The following is a 20847-nucleotide window of genomic DNA, read 5'->3' on the forward strand; positions in this document are numbered from 1 at the left end:
TTATTCATATTCATTTTTAGGCTGCACACCTAACATTTCCTGAACCATTTGTAATGGATGCTCATCTTTAATGACTTGTGCTAACCATTCATGTAATGGCATTTGACTCCATTTAATCGTTTTTTGAAGCATATAACTCACAGGGCTATGAGGTTCATTTGCTTGGAAGTAATCTGCAATCTCTTGCAGCACTTTCATTGCTTGCTCTCGGTTAGCCAAGTGCGTTTGTGCTTGAGGCTGAAAAGCAGGCTGAGCTGAAACAACTTGTACAGGCGCTTGATTTTCCATAGATGAACTCGTGATGACAGTAGCCTGTTCTTGGATTGGTGCAAGTCCTGCACCAAAAGCTTCTGCTTTATAAATCTTGCGTAATGTGCTGTGAATAGTCTCAAATGCTGAATCAATCGCAGCAAAACTTGGCGAATCTAGTCCCATTAAATGATCGAGAGTTTGCTTTAAAACATCCCACTCAGTTAACACTGAACTAAAATCTTGATAGTTAGAATATTGAAAAGTTTTAGACGTATTAAAAATAGCTTGGTCGAATTGTTCTAATTCCGATGGTCCCGACTGGCTGTCATACTCTTCAGTTTGTTTACGGCGAACATTTTCGTGATAGAGAAAGTTATCGTAATCAAGCAAATTATAATAAGGAGCCGTATTGGTTAAAGGAACTTTCTTTAACAACATCGGAAGTTGATTAATTAAACCCTGTAATAAACCAATTCGTTGATCTAAATCATCATCTTCAATAACAGGATGAATTTCCTGCCAGTATTGATTCAGCATGGAATGGCTTAAAGTTAAACCTTTCGCCATACCTTCAAAACCATAAAGATGAGTCCAAGCTTCTAAGAGCCAAGTTAATAGACGAATATCTTTCGTTTTATCTTTTAGCAAAACACTTGTGTTCTTTGCTACAAAGTCCCAATCTGCTTGTTTGCGCTCAGCAACCCAATCACCTTGATCTAGCAATAGATCATCTTGTGTCTTCGCTTTTTTTATTTCATGAAATTCATTAGAAAATGAAAAGTCGTCACCACAAGGCAAACTATCACTAATGGGTTCAAGTAGTTCAGAAATATCAATATTCATCTAATTTTAGCTCTATTCAATTTTAAACTTCTGACTTCAATTTTTTACTAGTCCTTTTTTTAGCAGCTTTTGCAACCGGGTCTAGTACATATTGAATTTCGTCATCTTTAGCATCAATCATGATAATTTTTGGTAGTTTTTGCTCTGCTAAAGCCACCAAAATTTCTGTAGCCAATGCAGGTAACACTGTAGAATTTAAAATATTATCAACGTTACGTGCACCGCTATCGACTTCTGTGCAACGGCTTAAGAGTAGCTCTACCAAATCATCAGAATACTGGACTTGTGTTCCATATTGTTTCTCAATTCTTGCGGTGATCTTGCCTAACTTATGCTTAATAATTCGTACAAGGAGATCATCATGCAGTGGGAAATAAGGTACAACTCTCATTCGGCCTAAAAATGCGGGCTTAAACTGTTTATATAAACTTGGTTTTAAGTGCTCCATCAACTCTTCAGCTGTAGGCCATTCTTCTACAGGTCTATTTAAGCAAGCCTGCATAATGGCACTTGAACCAGCATTTGATGTCAGCAAGATAGTCGTGTTTTTAAAGTCAATTACTCGTCCTTCACCATCTTCTAAAGTACCTTTGTCAAATACTTGATAGAATAGTTCCTGAACATCACTATGTGCTTTTTCAATCTCATCAAGCAACACAACACTATAAGGGTTACGGCGAACAGCTTCTGTTAAAACGCCCCCTTGACCATATCCGACGTATCCTGGAGGCGCACCTTTTAATGAAGATACTGTATGCGCTTCTTGATATTCAGACATGTTAATCGTGATTAAATGCTGCTCACCACCATATAATTCATTTGCTAAAGTTAATGCAGTTTCAGTTTTACCTACACCACTTGGGCCAACCAAAAGAAATACACCTTGTGGCTTATTCGGATCTTCAAGTTTTGCTTTCGAAGTTTTAATCCCTTGAACTAATTGTGTGAGTGCATAATCTTGCCCCATTACACGCTCGCCCAATTTATCTTCAAGCGTTAATATCTGTTTAATTTCATCATTGACCATTTTTCCAACAGGAATACCAGTCCAATCAGAAATAATTTCATTAATAATTTGAGAGTTTACTCTTTCAAATACTAATGGTTGCTGGCCTTGAATTTCAGCAAGATCTTTACGCAGTAGATTAATCTGATCGAAAGCTTCAGACTCATTAGCGTGATTTTGTGCTTCTAAATCCTGAATTTTATGAACAAGTTCTAATTCTTTTTGCCACTGCTCTTCGGTTTCATGAATTTCTTTTTGCAAAGATTCTAAATGAGCTTTTAAAGTTTCTAAACGTTCATGATGAATTGGAATCTGACGATGCTCATTTTCTAAAATTTGCTGTTCAAGTTTTAAGTTATGTTCTTGGGCCTTTAACTGGTCAAGCTTTACTGGTTGAGCATTTTGGGTCAACGCAACACGTGCTGCAGCCGTATCAAGAACACTAATTGCTTTATCCGGAAGTTGGCGACCACTAATATATCGATGTGAAGAATGAACCGCTGTAACAATCGCCTCGTCATCAATTTGTAATTTAAAATGCTGCTGCATGACTGGAATCATCGCACGCAACATATCTACCGCAACTTCTTCGGTTGGCTCTTCTACTTTCACCACCTGAAAACGTCGGCTCAATGCCGCATCTTTTTCAAAATATTGTTTGTATTCTGCCCAAGTAGTCGCAGCAATCGTGCGTAATTCACCACGTGCAAGCGCTGGCTTTAAAAGATTTGCAGCATCATTTTGCCCTGCTTGTCCACCAGCACCAATTAAAGTATGCGCTTCATCAATAAATAAGATAATAGGATGAGTAGAAGCTTGAACTTCTTGAATCACTTGCTTTAGACGATTTTCAAATTCGCCTTTAACGCTTGCACCCGCCTGTAATAGGCCCATATCCAGTACATGCAAATGGACATTCTTAAGAGCGTTTGGTACTAAACCTTGAGCAATTTTTAAAGCTAGACCTTCAACCACGGCTGTTTTACCAACGCCTGGCTCTCCAGTTAAGATCGGGTTATTTTGGCGTCTACGCATTAAAATATCGAGCATTAAGCGAATTTCATATTCACGCCCAATAACTGGATCTATACCGCCTTTTTTCGCTTTTTCAGTGAGATTAATCGTATATTGATCAAGCGCAGGTGTTTTAGCTGTTTTGGTATTTGCTACAGTTGTGTCTATTGGTTCAGGTTCATCAGACGATGTTTTTGTTTCATCTTGTTGTTCAACACTCTTCTCACAAATTTCAAGAAACTTATGTTTCATTGAATCAATTGGTAAAAGATCGAACAAACTCGAAGCTCTCGTTGCAATTTGATATAAATCAGGCGCAGTTAATAACGCAACTAATAGATGACCGCTACGAATAACTGGATTTTGTTCAGCCGAAGCCAATAACCAAGCTTGTTCAAACAAACGTACAATAGATTTAGCAAAAATAGGAGTTCGAGTATTACCTTTCGGTAATTGAGAAATTGTTTCTTTTAAATCATCAACTAAAGCTTCAGATGAAATTTTATATTTTTTTAATAAAATTTTTAAATCATTCTCTAAAGATTGATTAAGTAATTCTAAAAATAAATGCTCAATTTCAATTTCGTAATTTTGTTGAATAACACAAGCATTAGCCGATTTTTCTAAAGCAGTTCGTGCAACTGTAGAAAGTTTTGTAATTAAAATTTTTAAATTACTCATCATTACTCTCAATATTTTTAAATAATTTAATGCTTAAAATCATAATGCCTGTATATTAACAAAATTCAGCTTTATCAGACAAACTACTCATCATTTCAAGCGTTAATATGTTTTAGTAGATATTTATATCTATATAAAAATATCTCTACCCTTATCCTTGATTAACTAAACTCTGTTTTGGCAATAATTTACAGCCACATGATAATGAATCATTTACACGTGCTGCGGATTTTCCCATAACAAGCATATTTGGATCTCCCGATACAATCGTAGAAACCGTTTTGTGTAACGGACAAGTTGCCTTATCTCCTACACAAGCAATTGCAATTCCATCAATTAAAAATGTACTGTTTCCTGAAATGACTTGCCCTCCACCAGTGGTTGGGCATCCAATCGTAATGTAAGGGCTAGCCATGTTCTTCTCCTTATATTTATAGAACAGTAAACTCAATCCGACGGTTTTTCTTTCTTCCTTCCGCAGAAGTGTTATCTGCAACTGGCTTAGATGAACCTAAGCCTTCTGTAGATAAATGATCAGCAGGAATACTCTTACTAATCAAATAATTTTTTACTGCTAATGCTCGATCTTGGCTAAGTTTTAAGTTTTTAGTCGCATCACCGGAACTATCAGTATGACCAATAATTTTGACTTTTTTACCGCCTACTTTATTTAAAGCAACAGCCATCTCGTCAAGAATTTTTTGACCTGCATCAGTTAAAACTGCACTACCAGATTCAAACTCAATAATTCGATTTTTAAGTGCGTCATCAATGATTTTTTGCTCAGCCTGATTGACTGATAATTGCGAATATAATTGATATGGTGGCTGCACTAACCCTTGAAAAGATTGAATTGTAGGTTGGATATCTGCTGGATTCAGCATTTTTCCACTCAACTCAAACCGAGTACCATTTACGCTTAATTTCCCTTGCGAAACCTTTTTAAGATCGGGGGTAATCACTCGCGTCACCGAGTCACTCCACCCATTTGGAGCAGCTACCGGTCTTACTTGTATTTTATCTACAACCTGATCGGCACCATAAACAGACTGCATTTTTAATAAGATGGCCTGTTTACTCGCTTCGTTAGGAACTACACCTTCTACGACAATCGGCTGAGCTAAAGCATAGTTAGTTATTGCATAGATAAAACAGCCTTTTATGAGCTGTGAAAGTTTAGTTTGATATCGTTGATTCATTTTCATTCACCCAAAAAAGTCTGTCTAAATAGTTTTAAACCTTGATTTAAGCTTAATTGGCGTTGGCATAATGATTGTTCTAGCGTAGCTAAACCAGCATTCTGTTCCAAGTAAGTATCAATCCATTGTGCTTCTATTAAAGAAACCCAGTGTTTACTATCCATATTCTGAGTAAAAATATCGCTAAGAGCTAAAATATCAGCTCCTTGAAAACCGAAGAATAATACCGGTTGCTCTCGATGTAACAAACCTATCAGCACCTCAGTATTATGTTCTTTTAAAAAACGACAAATAATACTGACCCAAAAGGCTGCTATTTCATAACTGTAAGCAGGATTATTAATAGGCAAAATTAAAACTTTATTTAAGCGACTGGTTCCATTTTGTAAAATTGGCTGAAGTAATAATCCTAGCCCAATCATACTTTGCGCCAATTCATAAATACTTAACTTCATGAGTTGAGCAAATGAATGCATCGTATGATTTTCATAGAAACCTACACACTCGCGTTCAGTTAAAACCTGAATCTGATTTTGTAAGTGACCTAATTTTCCGAGTAATAGATCTGAATCTTTAATTCCTTTTAAAGCACGATTGTTTTGGAATAAATCAACGAGTACATGTTTATAGCTATAAGGTGCATACAGCAAATTATCATATGGCAAATCAATTTCTAATAAATGGCTCAGTACCATTGGAAAAGACCGACCTGAACTATCTTCACTTGCCAGTAGGTTCGCCGCTAAAAACATATTTTCTTTTGGATTTGCAATAAAGAAATCCAGTGAAGGCAATGTGTTATAAGCTTCTTTAAAGCTGCCCGATTGCATTGCATATTCCAATGCTTCAGTAATCCACTGATCAAGTAATTGTATTAGCGCATTCTGACCTTTTGTTTTTAAAAAGTCACCTCGTGCAGGACTTTTGCCGTAATACAAAGGAGTGGTTTTTAATGTTTGCATTATTGCTCCTCCTTTCGCATAGAGGTTATTTTCCATGTCATGGTTTAACTCCCGCAGAAGGCTGAGCGAGTGCTGAAACAGGATTTTCAGTTCTTGCTGGAGCAGCTTGAGCTGGTGCTTGCTGAGCAGATACCACACGAGCTGCTTTGTCAGCAGTGACTTTATCCACCAGTTGCATGCCTGCATAACCACGGCTTGAACCGATACTGCCTGAATTGCTGCTGATGAGACGGAAATTCATTTTTACAAATAAAGATGGATCAGTTTTACTACGCCAAAGCATTTCAAATCCGCCATTTTGTTCTTTACGCTGAGCACTATCAATTAAACGGTTAATACCATACTCACCAGGTTCATCAAAGATCGTATGCGTTTGACCTTGTAAATCTACTGCTGTAATACGAGCGCCCGGAATACTTCCTTGGTTTGGCCAAATGAAGTTAACCCACTGCTGAACACCATTTTCATAAGTCATACGCTGACCATCGATATCAACGGTATATGAAAGTAACTGTGGGTTTGGAATTGGGTAGAACTGGAAGTTCGATTGGTTGGTTGCTGGTGCCGCAGGAGCTTGAGCATTCAACTCACCTGTTGCCATACCATTGGCTGGTGAAACATATCTTTGGAAATTCATGACGAATTGAGGGTTTAAACTAATTCCTAAATCTTTCCAAGTTTTAGACGTTAATGTATAACCACGACGAATCACAAATGGATCTAGGCTTTCTTTGACAAAGCGAGAAATACTACCGTTCTCACCCAAGATTTGACCAATTTCACTACTTGTCGCCTGCAAAGAAGCTGATGAGTTAAATGGATATTTCTTAGCAAGATTTGCTGTAAATGGCTGATAAGCTTGCATTACCCATAATTTGTTAATTTCGTCTTGGGTCGGTGTAATTAAACTTTCAAAAGCTTGCGTAAGTGGACTAGCTACCAATTTTTGTAGTAATCGCTGATCAATTTCATTGAAACCAACCGCCATTTTTTCATCGACAATTTTTTGAGTTTGGTTAAATACAGACGTTTGCTCATTAAGGGTTTGCTTGACTAATGTCATCGCATTAGGTCCAATTTCACCCGCATTCTTAAGCTCGTTAAACTTACTACGAACTAGAGCTAAATTTGTCATATATTCATCAAGTAATGACTTACCTTGTTGGTCATCACGTTTGCGAACCAACTGATAGAACATTTGGTATTCTTGAGAAATAGCGCCTTGAGCATTATTTGCCACTTGATTAGCTACTTGCTTATCATCATGATTTAAAACTTTACGCTTAAACCATGCAATAAATCCTTTTTGTGGAGCTGCGAGCTCAGCTTGAACAACCGGATTATCCCAGTTTGTTTCGACTGCTACTCTTTCAATTAATGTTCTAATTGGAGAATTTTGCGGTTCACCTAAGACATCAATATTTTTAACTTGCTGAGCAAATTGACCAGCTTTAGCATAGTGAATACCGCTTAAGAATTTTCTCCATTCCGCAATATATTCTTGTTTATAAAGCGCTGTTAGCTGCTTTCTAATTTGCTCTGGACTACCTGAGAAAGTTAAATCATCAGATTGACGACTATTTAGCACCCAATCTTTACTATCTGTTGGCTTATCTGCAGCCTCTTCAATTGCTTTTTCTACATAGTCATTCCATGCCTTTTGAGTAAATACGCCAGGCAATGCATAACTTCCTAACACAACATTTTTATTGGCTTCACCTACAATCTGACTTACAGTCAACGCAGGGAAACGTACCGCGGCACGCATTTTTATTTCGTTATAAACACGATCACGCGCGGGCATTCCTCGAACAACCGAGAGCAATACTTGACGTGTTTGATCAACAATTTGAGAGTCAGCTTCTAAAACTGGGAATTGTTTATCATTTGCTAAGGTCATTGCATACGACAAGATCTGTTCAGCTTCTTGAATCATATCTGCACGCGGCATTTGACCTTTATTTGCATCTAACCAAGAGCGCCAGAAACGCGTAACCTGATCGCTTAGATGACTTGCATCCATATATTGTGGATTACTCATCATTAAATAAGCTTTTAATGCGTTATAAGCATCCTGCGGATTGGTATCTGAAGGTTCCAAATATTGTTGAGACTGAGCAGTTTGCTTGATCTCAACATTCGTATGATTCGCTTTTAAAGTTGCTTCATTATTTTTTACACGTTGCAAATATTGAGCAATGTTTTGCTGTGTCGGTGTTAATACAATTTGCTTAACACCTTTTAAATATTCGGCTTTTAGCTTTTCACGAAGCTCATTGCCCTGATATAAACCAAAACTAAATTTAAGTGGCCTATTTTCATCAAACTCGTCTAACTGCTGTAGACGTCTTTGAAGAATTAGCAGAGCTTCTAATTGAGTAGACAATTGCTGACCAGAAGCTCTTTCTAATTGAACTACTTTATTTAAGTCAGCTTGCACTTCACCAATTAATTGTTGGTTATTACGATAAGACCAAACCCATACACCTAAAATAATTGAAACACCCGCTAAAGCACCAATAAAAGCAATATAGCGCTGACGTTTTCTGCCCGTATTTACATGCTGCTTAACAAGATCTTTATCTTTTAAAATAACATCTGAAAATAGACCATTTAAGAAATAGCCATGATTAGGGGTATTTTTTGAATAATCTTTTAAATCACTTTGAGCAATTTGAGTAAGCTTAAATTCTTGGGCAATTTGTTCAGTCATTGGACTTTCAATTACACCTTCTTGCAAAGCACTGGTGAAATAAAACCCACGGAAAACAGGTTGAAATTGATATGGATTATCTTCAAAAAGTGTACCAATAAAGCTTTTTAAAGCTGGTTTTAGCGTTTTAAATTCTAACGGGAACGTCATTACGCTTGGCGAAATATTTTGCGAATGACGGCGACTTAAATGAGTCGAACTTACCCCTTTTAGACCATCGTAAAGAATGTTGTAATGTTTTTCGAATAACTCTACAGCATTATGTGAAGAACTCTGTTCATATGGAAGCGTTGCTCCCCAAGCTTGGTTGTATTCTTGAGCTTCGTAAAACTCGAAGAACTCGGTAAAACCTGCAATTAAGTCCATCTTTGAGAAGACTAAATAAACAGGTACAACCACTTCTAAACGTTCTGTTAGATCTTGGATACGAGCACGTAAGTTTTTAGCAAGCTTTAATGAGTTTTCAGGACTTTGACTAATGAGCTCAGCAATACTAACAATTAGAATCAAACCATTGACCGGCGCTTTAGAGCGGTTCTTCTTTAAAATATTTAAGAAACCTAACCACTCAGAATAATCTTCACTATAAACAGAATAACGACCTGCTGTATCGAGCAAAATACCTTCTGTTGAGAAGAACCAGTCACAATTTCGAGTACCACTTAAGCCAGCAGATACCATTTTCTGATGCGTTTCTTCAAACGGAAACTTTAAACCAGAGTTATAAATGGCTGAACTTTTACCTGCTGCCGGGTTACCAATAACCATATACCAAGGAAGCTCATATAGTGCAGCATTCCCTTTTTTATCACCCAACTTAGATTTACGAATCAATTGAATTGATTCTTTCATTTGTTGATTAATAAGCTGAAGTTCTTCTTTATCTTTATTTTTGCCATATTCAGCTTGGTTATCTTTTTCAATTGCTTCAGCTAGCTCTTCACCTTGAGCAGCATGCTTTCTTCGTTGAATAAGCCAATAGATACCATAGACAATAAGACCCAAAGCATAGGCAGTTGCTAAAGCCCAGAATATATGACGAGGAATTGAAGTATATGAAGACATCAATGCCACGAACAATGACACGGCGATAATTGCTTTAGGATTCGTGATGTACTGCCACAAGTAGCCTAAAATTGTATGCATTCTATTCTCGTTCTAAGTCCAAAGTTTAAATTAGTTATTCAACACCATCGCATCATCTTCTGAATTTTCAGTGACAGATTGCACAAATGTATGTGCTGACACCGTATTTTCTCCAAAGACAAAAGGAATGATATGTTCAGGAAAATGCATGCTCAGCATAAAGCCATAAATATCAGCTAAATGTTGGGTATGCCCTAATGAAGATTTCACATAAATATAATGATGCGGTTCTACAGGCGTTTGAAGAAAGTGCTGCTGCAATTTTTTCGAAACCTTTATATCGGTCTGATCTGACAATATCAGTACATAAGGCTCCTCACCTTCATGCTGAGGCAAATCATTGAATTTAAAATTATTAAAAAGCTTCGATGTATCTTGTTGGCCCACAACAACTTTGAGTGCCTTAGAAGGTTCTAATTCCTGAATTTTCACTAAAGGATCGGCCAGTAAACAGCTTGCCCCAAATTCAGCAGGAATATAATCTTTAATCATCCAAGATTTTTCATCGACCAGATCCTGATCAATTTCAGAATCAGCTACGACCAAAAAGAACATCTCATGTTCTCTTTTATGAATACCCTTTAATAGGTGGATCAACTCTTGGTAAGCGAGTTGCTCTCCAAAAAAATGATATTCAATATGGAGCTTTTGAGCAGGAATACCAATCTCAGCAAAGAATTCTAAAATTAATTCATTACTTTGATCATCATTCCAGATATGTAATAAATCCTCCGAAAGAAGGATGTGTAGATTTAAGCGATTTAAACGATAAACTTCTACAATCGGCATTTGAACATCATCATATTCAGACTCAGGATCTACCCATGCCGGATGCATGTGATATTCACGGGCCTGTTGCGATTCATAAAATAAAGTTGAACGTTTTAAATGCTCGGCTAGAAGATATAAATTTTCTATATTTTGTTCTAGTTGCTGTCTTATCAATGACATCATACGAACTTGTCGTGGAGAAGCATATTCACTCTCCTCACGATTGTCTTCATCCAGATCTTTAATTCGGTAAGATAAAAGAGGCAATCCGTAAGAATTTAACAGTTGATCATCCAGCTCTGGACTTTTAAAGTTTTGTAGCTGCTCAATAATGCTTTCATTCTCACCTAATGCATGTAAAGCAAAAGCAGAGTAAATATTAAAATCTAGCTGTTCTAATGGTTGATCAGCTACTGCGTTTTGTTTTTGACTAGTATCATCTTTATCTTGGTTTATAGCTTGTTCTTTCTTGTCTTTATAAGTCTTATAAGCGCTATAAACTAACCATGGCGATAAGATCACCAAAGTAATAACTGCGGGTAGCATCAAGAAATAAAGGAAAAAATCTCCTTTATCTGGATTATATTGAACATCACGCCAGTAGAAAATAATAATTCCACTAACCAATGAAAAAATAGCAATGAATGAGAGTAATATTTTTTTAATCATATTTTCTCTCCAATAAGGCTATAGCAAGTTTCATGGTTATGTACTTTTGGTTGTCGTGATATGAGAAAAGAACCCTGCCCTAAACCACTCCCGTTATTGTGAGTTAAGCAAATGGGTTGTATTTCTGACTCATCCAAGATAAGCCGCAGATCTATCGATAAAGTTGGGCTACACCAAGTTTCCACGAGCTTTTTAAGCTTTAAACTTAACTCTTGATTTGGTAAGAAATTTAGATATTGCTGACGTTTTAATGGCCCAATTTGAATTTCAATTTTTCCGTCAATCTGCTGAATGGTTTCCCCACAAAAGGTGTTAACACCAAGTAAACTCGGCTGATTTCCACCTAACGTTGTTAATTGGTCACTTGCCAATTTAAAAGATTCTTGTACGAATTCTTTAATCGTAATGTCATGTTTAAAAATACATGACAGCATCGTTTTTAATGCATGGACTGTATTATTTTGTCCCTGCATTAATCCTGAAAATTCTGCAAAATATTCATCCAGATCAGCTTGTTGATGCTGTGATCGCACATAGCCATTCAAAGCATGCAGAATATCTAAATAATCGTTTTTATGTTCTATCTCATATCTAATCGGCAGATTATAGGTAATACTAGACTCTACATATTGAGCAGTAAGCTTATGATTAAATAAGCTTAAAAACTCTTTAGTTTCAGCTCGTTGCTGACGTGGAGCCTGTTTAATTTTATTCGTATATGTATAAGGCAAAGCACCTTGTATGCCCGTAAGACCAACGATTAAATTCGTAATATAAATTCGCTCGTCCGTTAATTCTAAATTTTCAATCTCTGTAGCAGGAAAATTTAAATTAAAGGATGTCTCAAACTTAAAATGATCACTCCAAGATGAACACATTGCACGACTTGAATCATGTCTTAATAGTCGTGTGGCTTGAATAAATTCAAAAGACTTGGGCTTTGTAAAGAGCTCAGCTGTTACAGAAGAGTCTTGCCACCAACGTTCTGACTGCATTGGTATAACTCCTGCTGAGATGAATAATCCTTAACAACCAAATCAACGAAACTATTAATTTGAACCTTTAAATTAAAAACACGACTTAACAATTGGCTAAAAATGTATAGGCTATGACCTCTAAATACCGATGAATCAATCTGTAATTCTGCTTTTACCCCTCTTACAAACATTGGGAATGGCTTTCCATCTACAAGCTTGTGAGTGAGTGAAAATTCGAGATGTTTGATTGACTCAATAATTAGATAATTTTCTTTTGATAAAGGTAAGTTATATAACGCAAGTAACTCTTTAATATGAGATACCGCATCACCTTTCATTAAAGCTAAACTATTTAATGAAAGATGCGAAATAACACGCCACTGCTCACTCTGGCTTTGACCAAATTGATAAGGTTTTGTAGGTCTTTTTAAAACAATGGCACGGCGAGCCAAACTACTATCATTTAGATTTAATATATTATTGGACTGTCCTAATGCTTCATGTGGTAAGTCACGATTTGAGCATAATAGTTTAGTACTAATAAAATCCGAACGTGTTGAAGAAGGATTTAAGTTTTTTGAAATAATTGAATAACCCATTTCGACAAAATTGGGCTGTAACTTTTGATAATTCACCGAATAGAAAAAACGTGCCGTGTCAGAATGATAGTGGCTCATCGCAAAAAAAGGCAGTACTGGAACATAGCTTTCTTCTTGACTCGTTTTTTCGCGAACCATATTCATTTCAGTAATTGAATAGACTTGATAAAACTCAGGATGATGAGCATCTGTAATCAGTGGGTATTCTAATTGTTTATGTACAATTTTTTGAGGTTCAGCATATTTTTCAAATAAATTAATGACTGGTGTAGTGAACAACTTAAAATTAGCGACATTTAATTCAGAATAATTTCGAACTATGGCTTGATCATTTAAATTTAATTTAAAATGTATAAGCAGTTCAAAACTACTTTCTTCTAAAGATAAGCGCTTTAAAAAACCTAAATCGAGTTTCAGATAATTAAATTTTTCAGGAAAACAAAAATATTCCATCAGTAAACGATAAGCATGATGAGTATGTTGATCGAGTGGCAATAGACTTTCTTGCTCTGAAAAACCTGTTAACTCAAATGGATTTTTGTCCAATTCAACAATTTTCTGTCCTATTTTAACAGCAAAAGTTGTGCTCTTTTTAAAAATACTATCTAGTACTTGAAGTGGAAAATTAGAAATTGCATCTAAATAAATAGGTAATTTTTCGTTTATTAAACACGCATGAGCACGATTAAAAATTTCAAATTTAAAAGTTAAAGTCGCATTTTGACTTAAATGCATATGGGCACTAGGTGTACTTTTGAACTCTAGCGCTTGCAAGCTTATCGGGAGTAATTTGACTTCTTGCGTGGTATTAAACTCACACTGAACGCCTTTAAAACTGCGAGACTTTAAGACTGTGTGTGCAGGAACAATATGCGCTTCTGTGAGCTGCTTTATTTTATTTATATCTTCAAAACTTATTACAGAACAAGCCGGAAAATGACGTAAGTATTGAGGGAACATTACCTCAAATAAGGAACGTGTAAATACGTCATAACTATCAGCAAGCTTTTTATCAATACGAGCCGAAATTAATGAAAAAGCCTGTATAAGACGTTCAATATGTGGATCATCGATCTGCTCTTGATTTAAAGATAGACGCTGAGCAATTTTCGGATATTTTTGGGCAAATTCACGAGATTGCTGACCAAATTCCTGTAGTTGTTTTTCGTAAAAAGGTAAAAGCTCTTCTATCACAACACACCCACTATGCTTAGGTTCTCGCTGAAATTACATATTGCTGCGTTGTCGGTTTTAACAATGCATCAAAAACGACAGGTTCATACAGTGGATGAATATTTAGATATGCTTGAATGCTTAAACACAATGCCCCCATATTGTGCCCATCCAACAACATCTCTACCCGTATTTGTCTTAACCGGGGTTCATGAGCTGCAATTGATTGTTCAATTGATTGGCAAATCTTGTCTCGATCTAGTGGATTAGCTGTAGAAAGCCCCACAAAATCAATAATACCGAACTGAAGTATAGATTTTTTAACTAGCGGATAATCATCGACTACATGATCCAACTTAGCGACTCGACTGTTAAGTAGGTCTTCCAAATCTTTTGCTACCGATTCTCTTAATTGCTGAATAGAAAGACCTTTTGCATAATCTTCACTTTCAGGAATTAAGCGGTCAAACAAAGTTGAACGAAATCCATAGGGATAAAGCCGATCTAAATTCATTCGAGTTCACAACAAGCATGCTTAAAGACAGCAGAGGCTAACTTTATGTCAGCCTCCACCAAATATTCACTTAAACAATTACGCCGCGTAAGAAGCAGTATTGTTAGAAAGTGACCATTTCTTAGTGACAGCACCTTTAGCAGTACCGTTAATATCTTGTTGATTGTAAGTCCATTCAACAGCTGCGTATTTCAAGCCAAACGCTTCTGTTGGAACACCTTCTTCATTAACTGTTGGAGTTACACTAGAAACTAGAACATGTTTCAATTTAATTTGTAAGTACTTGATACGCTTATCACCATTTGCACGGTAGAAGTCGATTTGTACTTCATCAAATGTATAACCAGCTGAACATGCTTCCCATAATTTTGGGCTAGTTGCATCTAGGTCTTTAACAAAAACCATATCTGAATGTTCAACACGTTCAGCAGTATGACCACCAACACTACTTGAAGTAGCAGATTTAGGTTGACGAATGTTGTGAGACCAAGAGTTAACTTCTAACCAGCCTTTGTGCTCAGCGTCACGAGACTCTCCGTCAACTTTGTATTTACCGCGAAACTCAACGTATATATCTTTCATTTAGAACTTTCCTATTTGTAATTTAAAGTTATTCTTTCGCTGACCTTTATTAATTTGAGGACTGAGGTAACTCAGTGACAAGTCGTAAAGAAACTGACAACTCGTCCAGCTGGAAGTGTGGTCGCAAGAAAACCACAGATTTGTAGTGACCTGGTTGAGCAGGATCTTCTACAACTTTTACAGACGCTTCACGTAGAGGGTATTGAGCTTTTGCTTCTTGAGAAGCACCATCGTCAAGTAATACATACTGTGACAACCACTCATTTAAAAATGCTTCAACATTTCCTGCAGAAGCAAAGCTACCCACTTTATCTCTCATCATTGCTTTTAAATAATGAGCAATGCGTGAAACGGCCATGATGTACTGAATTTGACTCGATAAAGCAGAGTTAGCATTTGCTGTATCATTGTCATATTTTTTAGGTTTTTGAGTTGATTGCGCACCAAAGAAAGCAGCGTAATCAGTATTTTTACAATGAACTAAAGGAATAAAGCCTAAATCGCTTAATTCTTTTTCACGGCGGTCAGTGATTGCAATCTCTGTTGGGCATTTAAATACCACTTCACCATCTTGTGTTTTAAATGTATGTACTGGCAAGCCTTCAACTAAGCCACCACCCTCAACACCACGAATTGCAGCACACCAACCATGCATATCAAATGCATTTGTTAAACGAGTACCGAAAGCATAAGCAGCGTTCATCCACAAATATTCATTGTGGTTCGCGCCCGAAACATCTTCAGCAAAGTTAAACCCTTCTGTAGCTGTTCCTTCCTTTGGATGATAAGGAAGACGACCAAGAACATGTGGCAATGTTAAAGCGACATAACGAGCATCTTCACTGTCACGGAATGAACGCCATTGAACATATTCAGCCGTTTCAAAGATTTTTGAAACATCTCGAGGACGGTCAATATCTGTAAATGACTCAAGGCCAAGAATGCTTGGGCTAGCGGCCGAAATAAATGGCGCATGGGCTGCTGCAGCAACATGAGAGATTTGCTCAAGCAAATACATATCAGAAGGCGTACGGTCAAATTCAAAATCACCGATTAATGCTGAGTATGGTGCACCACCAAAAGAACCGTATTCTTCTTCATAGATTTTCTTAAACAAAGTGCTTTGATCGAAGTCTGTAGCGCCTTGGAAATCTTTTACTAACTCTTTCTTAGTCGTATTCAACATACGAATTTTAATAAGAGGGTTAGATGGAGTCTCTTGACAGAAGTAATAAAGACCACGCCAAGTTGATTCAATCTTTTGGAATTGCTCATTATGCATAATCTGACTTAATTGATTTGAAATCAGAGCATCAATTTCCGCAATACGCTTATCAATTGATAAAGTCATATTTTCAGAAACTGTAATTGTCCCTGCCATTACTTCTTTAGCAAGTTCACCAATTAAGCTTTTTGCACGCGAATGTTCTTCTTCATTTCGAGCAATACGGCTTTCTTCAACAATCGAGTCTAAAAGCGTAGCTTGTTCATTTTCAACAAGTGGCATTGCTGCAGATTGAGTATTATTCATGATCAGCCTCCGCACTCAATTTACGAATCTGATCTGTATTTTTAAGAACTTCATCAAGTAAATCTTCCAAACGTTCACTGTTAGAAATTTTGTTTCTTAAATCAGTTAAACGCTCACGTGCTTCAACAAGTTTTTTTAATGGATCAACCTGTTGAACAACATTTTCCGGACGAAAATCTTCCATTGACTTAAATGTTAAATCAACAGCGATTTTACCGCCCTCTTCTGTCAACGTATTATCTACTTGGAAAGCAGCTCTTGGAGACAAAGACTCCATAACTTCATCAATGTTATCTAAATCAACATTAATAAATTTTTTATCTTTTAATTTTGTACGCTCAAGCTCAGATGCAGCCGAAAAATCACCCATCACACCTACAACAAATGGTAGTTCTTTCGCTTCTTTTGCATCACCAATTTCGACATCATATGTAAGCTGAACACGTGGAGGTCGAATTCGCTGAAGCTTCTTTTGTACGCTCTCTCTCTTAGCCATAAGATTCTATTCCGGATTATTTAATTAAAGGGTCAAAAGGCGAACTTTTTGATTTATTAACAGTGGCTGCAGGTGCAGTTTTAGGTTTTACTGTAGTCGTCTTTGCTGGGCTTGATACTCGTTTATTTGAAGTTCTAGAAGTACTCGCTTTATTACGCGTTACATACTGTTTTTTATAACTTCTCTTTTCATTATCATCTGAGCTACTATCAGAACTTGCTTTAAAACTCGATGGATCAGGAGCAGGCATCGCAGTGTGAATATTCTCAATTAACTGCTTTGCAGGAGGATAAGTCACATCATTGCTTAAATATCTCATTTCCTGAGTACGCATTTGCTGCAAAGAATTATTTGCAATGCTCACACCAGATAAAAACAAGACATCTGTTATTAATGAACCGCGTATATTTTGACTTTGCAATTGACTTGCTAAATTCAATGCTTTAACTGGTTGATTGGTCTGATAAAACCGCATAGCAGCTTTAGCTAATAAATCATTTTTTTGAGTTGTATTATCGCTATCACAAACTTGTTTAAAAATATTCAATAACTCAGGATCATTTTGACCTTCAGCTAAAGGGTTCTTCTTAATACAACTTTTTTTAAGTTTTACAGGCTCTAGTTCTGCTGCTTGAGCATATGATAGACCGATAATGTTTCCAGTCAAAAAAAGTATCAAAATACTTCGTTTCAACACAACTTTCATTCCTCTGTTTTCTTATTTATTCAAGGCTTTACCGAAAAGTTAATATTCTTAAAACATTAAAAAATCAGTCTAAAAACCTTATATTCAAAAAATTTAGACGCAGTTTATCATATAAACAAACATATTTTATATAAAAATCATATCAACTTAAACTAAAAGTAAATAGTTAAGATGCTTATAAAATATAGCTTAATAAAGTTATTCTTATAAAAATATAATATTGTTATTTTTTGTAATTAAAAATAAGTAGCTGTTTTTTATAGATTAAATAAAAATTAAAACTAAACTAAAAATTATCATAAATATCACTTAGTTAAGATTTACGAAACATTTTCTTAAAAAAATTTTATCTAATAAAAAAGATAAATAGATTAAATGATTGTAAAAGATACATTTCAAATTTATGAAACTAGAAACTCGGTATAAATAAAAATCGACTTGTCAAGACTAATCTGTCTATTTGGTATATCTTTTACTTCAGTTTTAAAACTACTATCTCTTATCAAAAGAGCGATGGCTTTTATACTAGCTGATCTCGTAAAGTTTTTAGTATTACTGGTACTGATGATGTGCAGCTGGACTTTTTTAATCTACTTAGATTATTAAGAGACAGTTCGTGATTGAAGTAAATTCATATAAATGTATTACTTTTAATTAAAAGTACTCACATACTACATCTTTATAGCAAATTTAATTTCTTTTAAAGTATACATTAATACACACATCCTAATGATTTCCAAGAAAATGATGAAACAGAATTTGGCTGTTGTTTTATTTTCAAGCCTTGCTTTAAGTGCTTGTGCAAAGTCAACAAATAACCCAGAGCAAACCCCAACATTTACAACTAAACAAAATCTCTCATCAGAGCAACAAAGGAAGTTGCAACAACTACTTGATAAAACCAAAAAGAATCTTGTAGAGATTAAAGGTGGTACTTTTATGATGGGGGATTTTGGTGAGCAAAAAAGTCCGGATAAATTACCGTACGATAGCGATGCAGATAGTAAACCTCTACACAAAGTTACTTTAGACAATTATGCATTAAGTGCAACAAAAGCAACTTATGCTGACTTTGATATCTACACAGAAATTACTGGCCAAGAAAAAATTGGTAAATTTGATGAACTATCAATTCAAGATCGAATTCCCAATTCAGCAGCAGGAGTAAATTGGCAACAAGCCCGAAATTATTGCCAATGGTTAGGAAAACAACTTAATTTAAAAATGGATTTACCGACCGAGGCTCAATGGGAATATGCTGCGCGAAATCGAGGACAATATATTCTTTATCCTACAGACAACGGTAAAATCGATAATGGTAGAAATGTTTGGAGTTTTGAACAACGTCAAAATCAACAAAATAAATTAAACGCTTTTAGAAATATTCCTGAGCTGTTAAAGTTTCCTGCAACCCCTCTAGGCCTTCATGACATGATTACTGATAATTATGAGTGGATGCTAGACTGGTATGATCCACAGTATTACAGCAAATCTCCTGAAAAAAACCCTCAAGGACCGACAAAAGGTAGCCTCAAAGTTGTACGTAGCTCAGTTCCTTCTGAAGGACAATCTCTACAAATGTTTGGAGGCTTCACTTTTAGTAGACATGCTATTCACCCTATTGAGGATCCTAAAGCTGCTAAAGATGAATTAACAAAAAAACATCATCTTGACTTAAATCAAAATAATTCTGTCAGATGTGCAGTTAATTATTAATAATTTGATCAAGCGACTATATAATTAAAATTTATATATTTGCTTTTCCACTATTCCATTGCACAAGAACATTCAACTTACCCACCATCCGAGTAACCTCTTCTGAATCACTTTTTATTGCTTTTATCTAAAGCTGTCTAAAATATTATAAATAGGAAAATAAGAAAAATTTATTACATAAACTTCTTGAAATGATCACGCTCTAAAGAAGTTATATTATTTCTATACGCAAATAACAAAACCTCTATTTATATCTATTGTGACTCTCACTAAAATAATTATATCACCACTCAACTACATGATTTTTAAATAAGATGATTAAACAAAATTTAGCAATCATTCTACTTTCGAGTATTACGTTAACTGCCTGTGCAAAATCGACAAATAATACAGAGCAAGGGCAAATTGCTACAACTAAACAGAATCTCTCATCAGAGCAACAAAAGAAGCTGCAACTACTACTCGATAATACCAAAAAGAATCTTGTAGAGATTAAAGGTGGTACTTTTATGATGGGGGATTTTGGTGAGCAAAAAAGCCCGGATAAATTACCATACGATAGTGATGCTGATAGTAAACCTTTACATAAAGTCACTTTAGATAATTATGCATTAAGTGCAACAAAAGCGACGTATGCTGATTTCGATGTATATACTGAAGTTACTGGACAGCAAAAAATTGGGAAGTTTGATAAGTTCTCAATGAATGAGCGAGTTCCCACTGCAGCTGCTGGTATCAATTGGCAACAAGCCCAAAATTATTGCCACTGGTTAGGAAAACAACTTAATTTAAAAATGGATTTACCGACAGAAGCCCAATGGGAATATGCAGCAAGAAATCGTGGACAATATATTCTTTATCCTACAGACAACGGTAAAATCGATAATGGTAGAAATGTTTGGAGTTTCAAACAAAGACAAGAACTAATAACAAAATATAAAGCTGATGAGAAAATACCAGAATTGCAACAATTTCCGGCTACCCCTTTAGGGCTATATGACATGATTACTGATAATTATGAGTGGATGCTTGATTGGTATGACCCACAGTATTATAGTAGATCTCCTGAAAAAAACCCTAAAGGGCCTGCAAAAGGAACTCTTAAAGTTGTACGAAGTTCAGAACCATCTGATGGACAAAATTTACAAATGTTTGGCGGATTTACCTTTAGTCGCCATGCCATTCATCCTGTAGAAGATCCTAAACTATCTAATGATCCTGATATTAAAAAATATAACATAGACTTAAATCGATTTAATTCTGTGCGATGCGCGGTTAATTATTAGAAATTTGATTA

At 35.8% G+C, this 20847-nt stretch carries 16 protein-coding genes; 2 read left to right on the forward strand and 14 right to left on the reverse strand.

All coding sequences use genetic code 11. The features are described from left to right. The 14 genes from tssA to AWW73_RS06445 all read right to left on the reverse strand — a co-directional run bounded on the left by tssA (position 1) and on the right by AWW73_RS06445 (position 17834). Positions 1-1095, reverse strand: a complete 1095-nt coding sequence (gene tssA / locus AWW73_RS06380; protein WP_062849133.1) for a type VI secretion system protein TssA — start codon at positions 1093-1095, stop codon at positions 1-3. A 22-nt stretch (positions 1096-1117) separates the two neighbouring features. Continuing rightward, entirely contained in the window at positions 1118-3799 is a 2682-nt protein-coding gene (gene tssH / locus AWW73_RS06385) for a type VI secretion system ATPase TssH (RefSeq protein ID WP_081409522.1), read from the reverse strand. A 148-nt stretch (positions 3800-3947) separates the two neighbouring features. Continuing rightward, positions 3948-4211 (reverse strand): PAAR domain-containing protein, encoded by a 264-nt coding sequence (locus tag AWW73_RS06390; RefSeq protein ID WP_004793184.1) that lies wholly within the window; start codon positions 4209-4211, stop codon positions 3948-3950. Positions 4212-4227: 16 nt separating this feature from the next. Beyond that, positions 4228-4995 (reverse strand): OmpA family protein, encoded by a 768-nt coding sequence (locus tag AWW73_RS06395; protein ID WP_057105249.1) that lies wholly within the window; start codon positions 4993-4995, stop codon positions 4228-4230. Positions 4996-4997: 2 nt separating this feature from the next. Further along, positions 4998-5957, reverse strand: coding sequence for a type VI secretion system-associated protein TagF (tagF, locus tag AWW73_RS06400; protein ID WP_014206363.1), 960 nt, complete (start codon positions 5955-5957; stop codon positions 4998-5000). Between the two features lie 37 nt (positions 5958-5994). Beyond that, positions 5995-9816 carry a type VI secretion system membrane subunit TssM gene (tssM, locus tag AWW73_RS06405; RefSeq protein WP_062849135.1) on the reverse strand — a complete coding sequence of 1274 codons (3822 nt, stop codon included), beginning with the start codon at positions 9814-9816 and terminating at the stop codon, positions 5995-5997. Positions 9817-9846: 30 nt separating this feature from the next. Then, on the reverse strand, positions 9847-11256 hold the full coding sequence (locus AWW73_RS06410; RefSeq protein WP_062849136.1) for a hypothetical protein: 1410 nt from the start codon (positions 11254-11256) through the stop codon (positions 9847-9849). Next, positions 11253-12251, reverse strand: coding sequence for a type VI secretion system baseplate subunit TssG (gene tssG / locus AWW73_RS06415; RefSeq protein ID WP_062849137.1), 999 nt, complete (start codon positions 12249-12251; stop codon positions 11253-11255). The genes AWW73_RS06410 and tssG overlap by 4 nt, the downstream gene beginning before the upstream one ends. Continuing rightward, positions 12215-14026 carry a type VI secretion system baseplate subunit TssF gene (gene tssF / locus AWW73_RS06420; RefSeq protein ID WP_062849138.1) on the reverse strand — a complete coding sequence of 604 codons (1812 nt, stop codon included), beginning with the start codon at positions 14024-14026 and terminating at the stop codon, positions 12215-12217. The genes tssG and tssF overlap by 37 nt, the downstream gene beginning before the upstream one ends. A 16-nt stretch (positions 14027-14042) precedes the next feature. Then, a complete protein-coding gene (gene tssE, locus AWW73_RS06425) occupies positions 14043-14519 on the reverse strand; it encodes a type VI secretion system baseplate subunit TssE (RefSeq protein ID WP_002048404.1) in 477 nt (158 codons plus the stop codon). Between the two features lie 78 nt (positions 14520-14597). Continuing rightward, on the reverse strand, positions 14598-15101 hold the full coding sequence (locus AWW73_RS06430) for an Hcp family type VI secretion system effector (RefSeq protein ID WP_016141469.1): 504 nt from the start codon (positions 15099-15101) through the stop codon (positions 14598-14600). Positions 15102-15150: 49 nt separating this feature from the next. Next, positions 15151-16632, reverse strand: a complete 1482-nt coding sequence (gene tssC / locus AWW73_RS06435; RefSeq protein WP_016141470.1) for a type VI secretion system contractile sheath large subunit — start codon at positions 16630-16632, stop codon at positions 15151-15153. Continuing rightward, positions 16625-17128, reverse strand: a complete 504-nt coding sequence (gene tssB / locus AWW73_RS06440; RefSeq protein WP_005041656.1) for a type VI secretion system contractile sheath small subunit — start codon at positions 17126-17128, stop codon at positions 16625-16627. The genes tssC and tssB overlap by 8 nt, the downstream gene beginning before the upstream one ends. 16 nt (positions 17129-17144) lie before the next feature. Continuing rightward, the gene (locus AWW73_RS06445; protein WP_031947928.1) at positions 17145-17834 is read right to left on the reverse strand and encodes a hypothetical protein; all 690 of its coding nucleotides are present in this window, start codon (positions 17832-17834) and stop codon (positions 17145-17147) included. A gap of 729 nt (positions 17835-18563) precedes the next feature. Between AWW73_RS06445 and AWW73_RS06450 the strand changes: the two genes are divergently transcribed. After that, the gene (locus AWW73_RS06450; protein ID WP_062849139.1) at positions 18564-19550 is read left to right on the forward strand and encodes a formylglycine-generating enzyme family protein; all 987 of its coding nucleotides are present in this window, start codon (positions 18564-18566) and stop codon (positions 19548-19550) included. A 314-nt stretch (positions 19551-19864) separates the two neighbouring features. Beyond that, on the forward strand, positions 19865-20836 hold the full coding sequence (locus AWW73_RS06455) for a formylglycine-generating enzyme family protein (RefSeq protein WP_062849140.1): 972 nt from the start codon (positions 19865-19867) through the stop codon (positions 20834-20836). Positions 20837-20847: the final 11 nt, after the last annotated feature.

Origin of the sequence: Acinetobacter lactucae (assembly GCF_001605885.1) — a bacterium.
Taxonomy (GTDB): domain Bacteria; phylum Pseudomonadota; class Gammaproteobacteria; order Pseudomonadales; family Moraxellaceae; genus Acinetobacter; species Acinetobacter lactucae.

Coding starts and splice junctions, on each gene's coding strand:
- AWW73_RS06450 (WP_062849139.1), top strand. CDS start 18,564: ATGATTTCCAAGAAAATGATGAAACAGAATTTGGCTGTTGTTTTATTT.
- tssG (WP_062849137.1), bottom strand. CDS start 12,251: ATGCAGTCAGAACGTTGGTGGCAAGACTCTTCTGTAACAGCTGAGCTC.
- AWW73_RS06445 (WP_031947928.1), bottom strand. CDS start 17,834: ATGAAAGTTGTGTTGAAACGAAGTATTTTGATACTTTTTTTGACTGGA.
- AWW73_RS06395 (WP_057105249.1), bottom strand. CDS start 4,995: ATGAATCAACGATATCAAACTAAACTTTCACAGCTCATAAAAGGCTGT.
- tagF (WP_014206363.1), bottom strand. CDS start 5,957: ATGCAAACATTAAAAACCACTCCTTTGTATTACGGCAAAAGTCCTGCA.
- AWW73_RS06390 (WP_004793184.1), bottom strand. CDS start 4,211: ATGGCTAGCCCTTACATTACGATTGGATGCCCAACCACTGGTGGAGGG.
- tssC (WP_016141470.1), bottom strand. CDS start 16,632: ATGAATAATACTCAATCTGCAGCAATGCCACTTGTTGAAAATGAACAA.
- tssB (WP_005041656.1), bottom strand. CDS start 17,128: ATGGCTAAGAGAGAGAGCGTACAAAAGAAGCTTCAGCGAATTCGACCT.
- tssE (WP_002048404.1), bottom strand. CDS start 14,519: ATGAATTTAGATCGGCTTTATCCCTATGGATTTCGTTCAACTTTGTTT.
- tssH (WP_081409522.1), bottom strand. CDS start 3,799: ATGATGAGTAATTTAAAAATTTTAATTACAAAACTTTCTACAGTTGCA.
- tssM (WP_062849135.1), bottom strand. CDS start 9,816: ATGCATACAATTTTAGGCTACTTGTGGCAGTACATCACGAATCCTAAA.
- AWW73_RS06410 (WP_062849136.1), bottom strand. CDS start 11,256: ATGATTAAAAAAATATTACTCTCATTCATTGCTATTTTTTCATTGGTT.
- tssA (WP_062849133.1), bottom strand. CDS start 1,095: ATGAATATTGATATTTCTGAACTACTTGAACCCATTAGTGATAGTTTG.
- AWW73_RS06430 (WP_016141469.1), bottom strand. CDS start 15,101: ATGAAAGATATATACGTTGAGTTTCGCGGTAAATACAAAGTTGACGGA.
- AWW73_RS06455 (WP_062849140.1), top strand. CDS start 19,865: ATGATTAAACAAAATTTAGCAATCATTCTACTTTCGAGTATTACGTTA.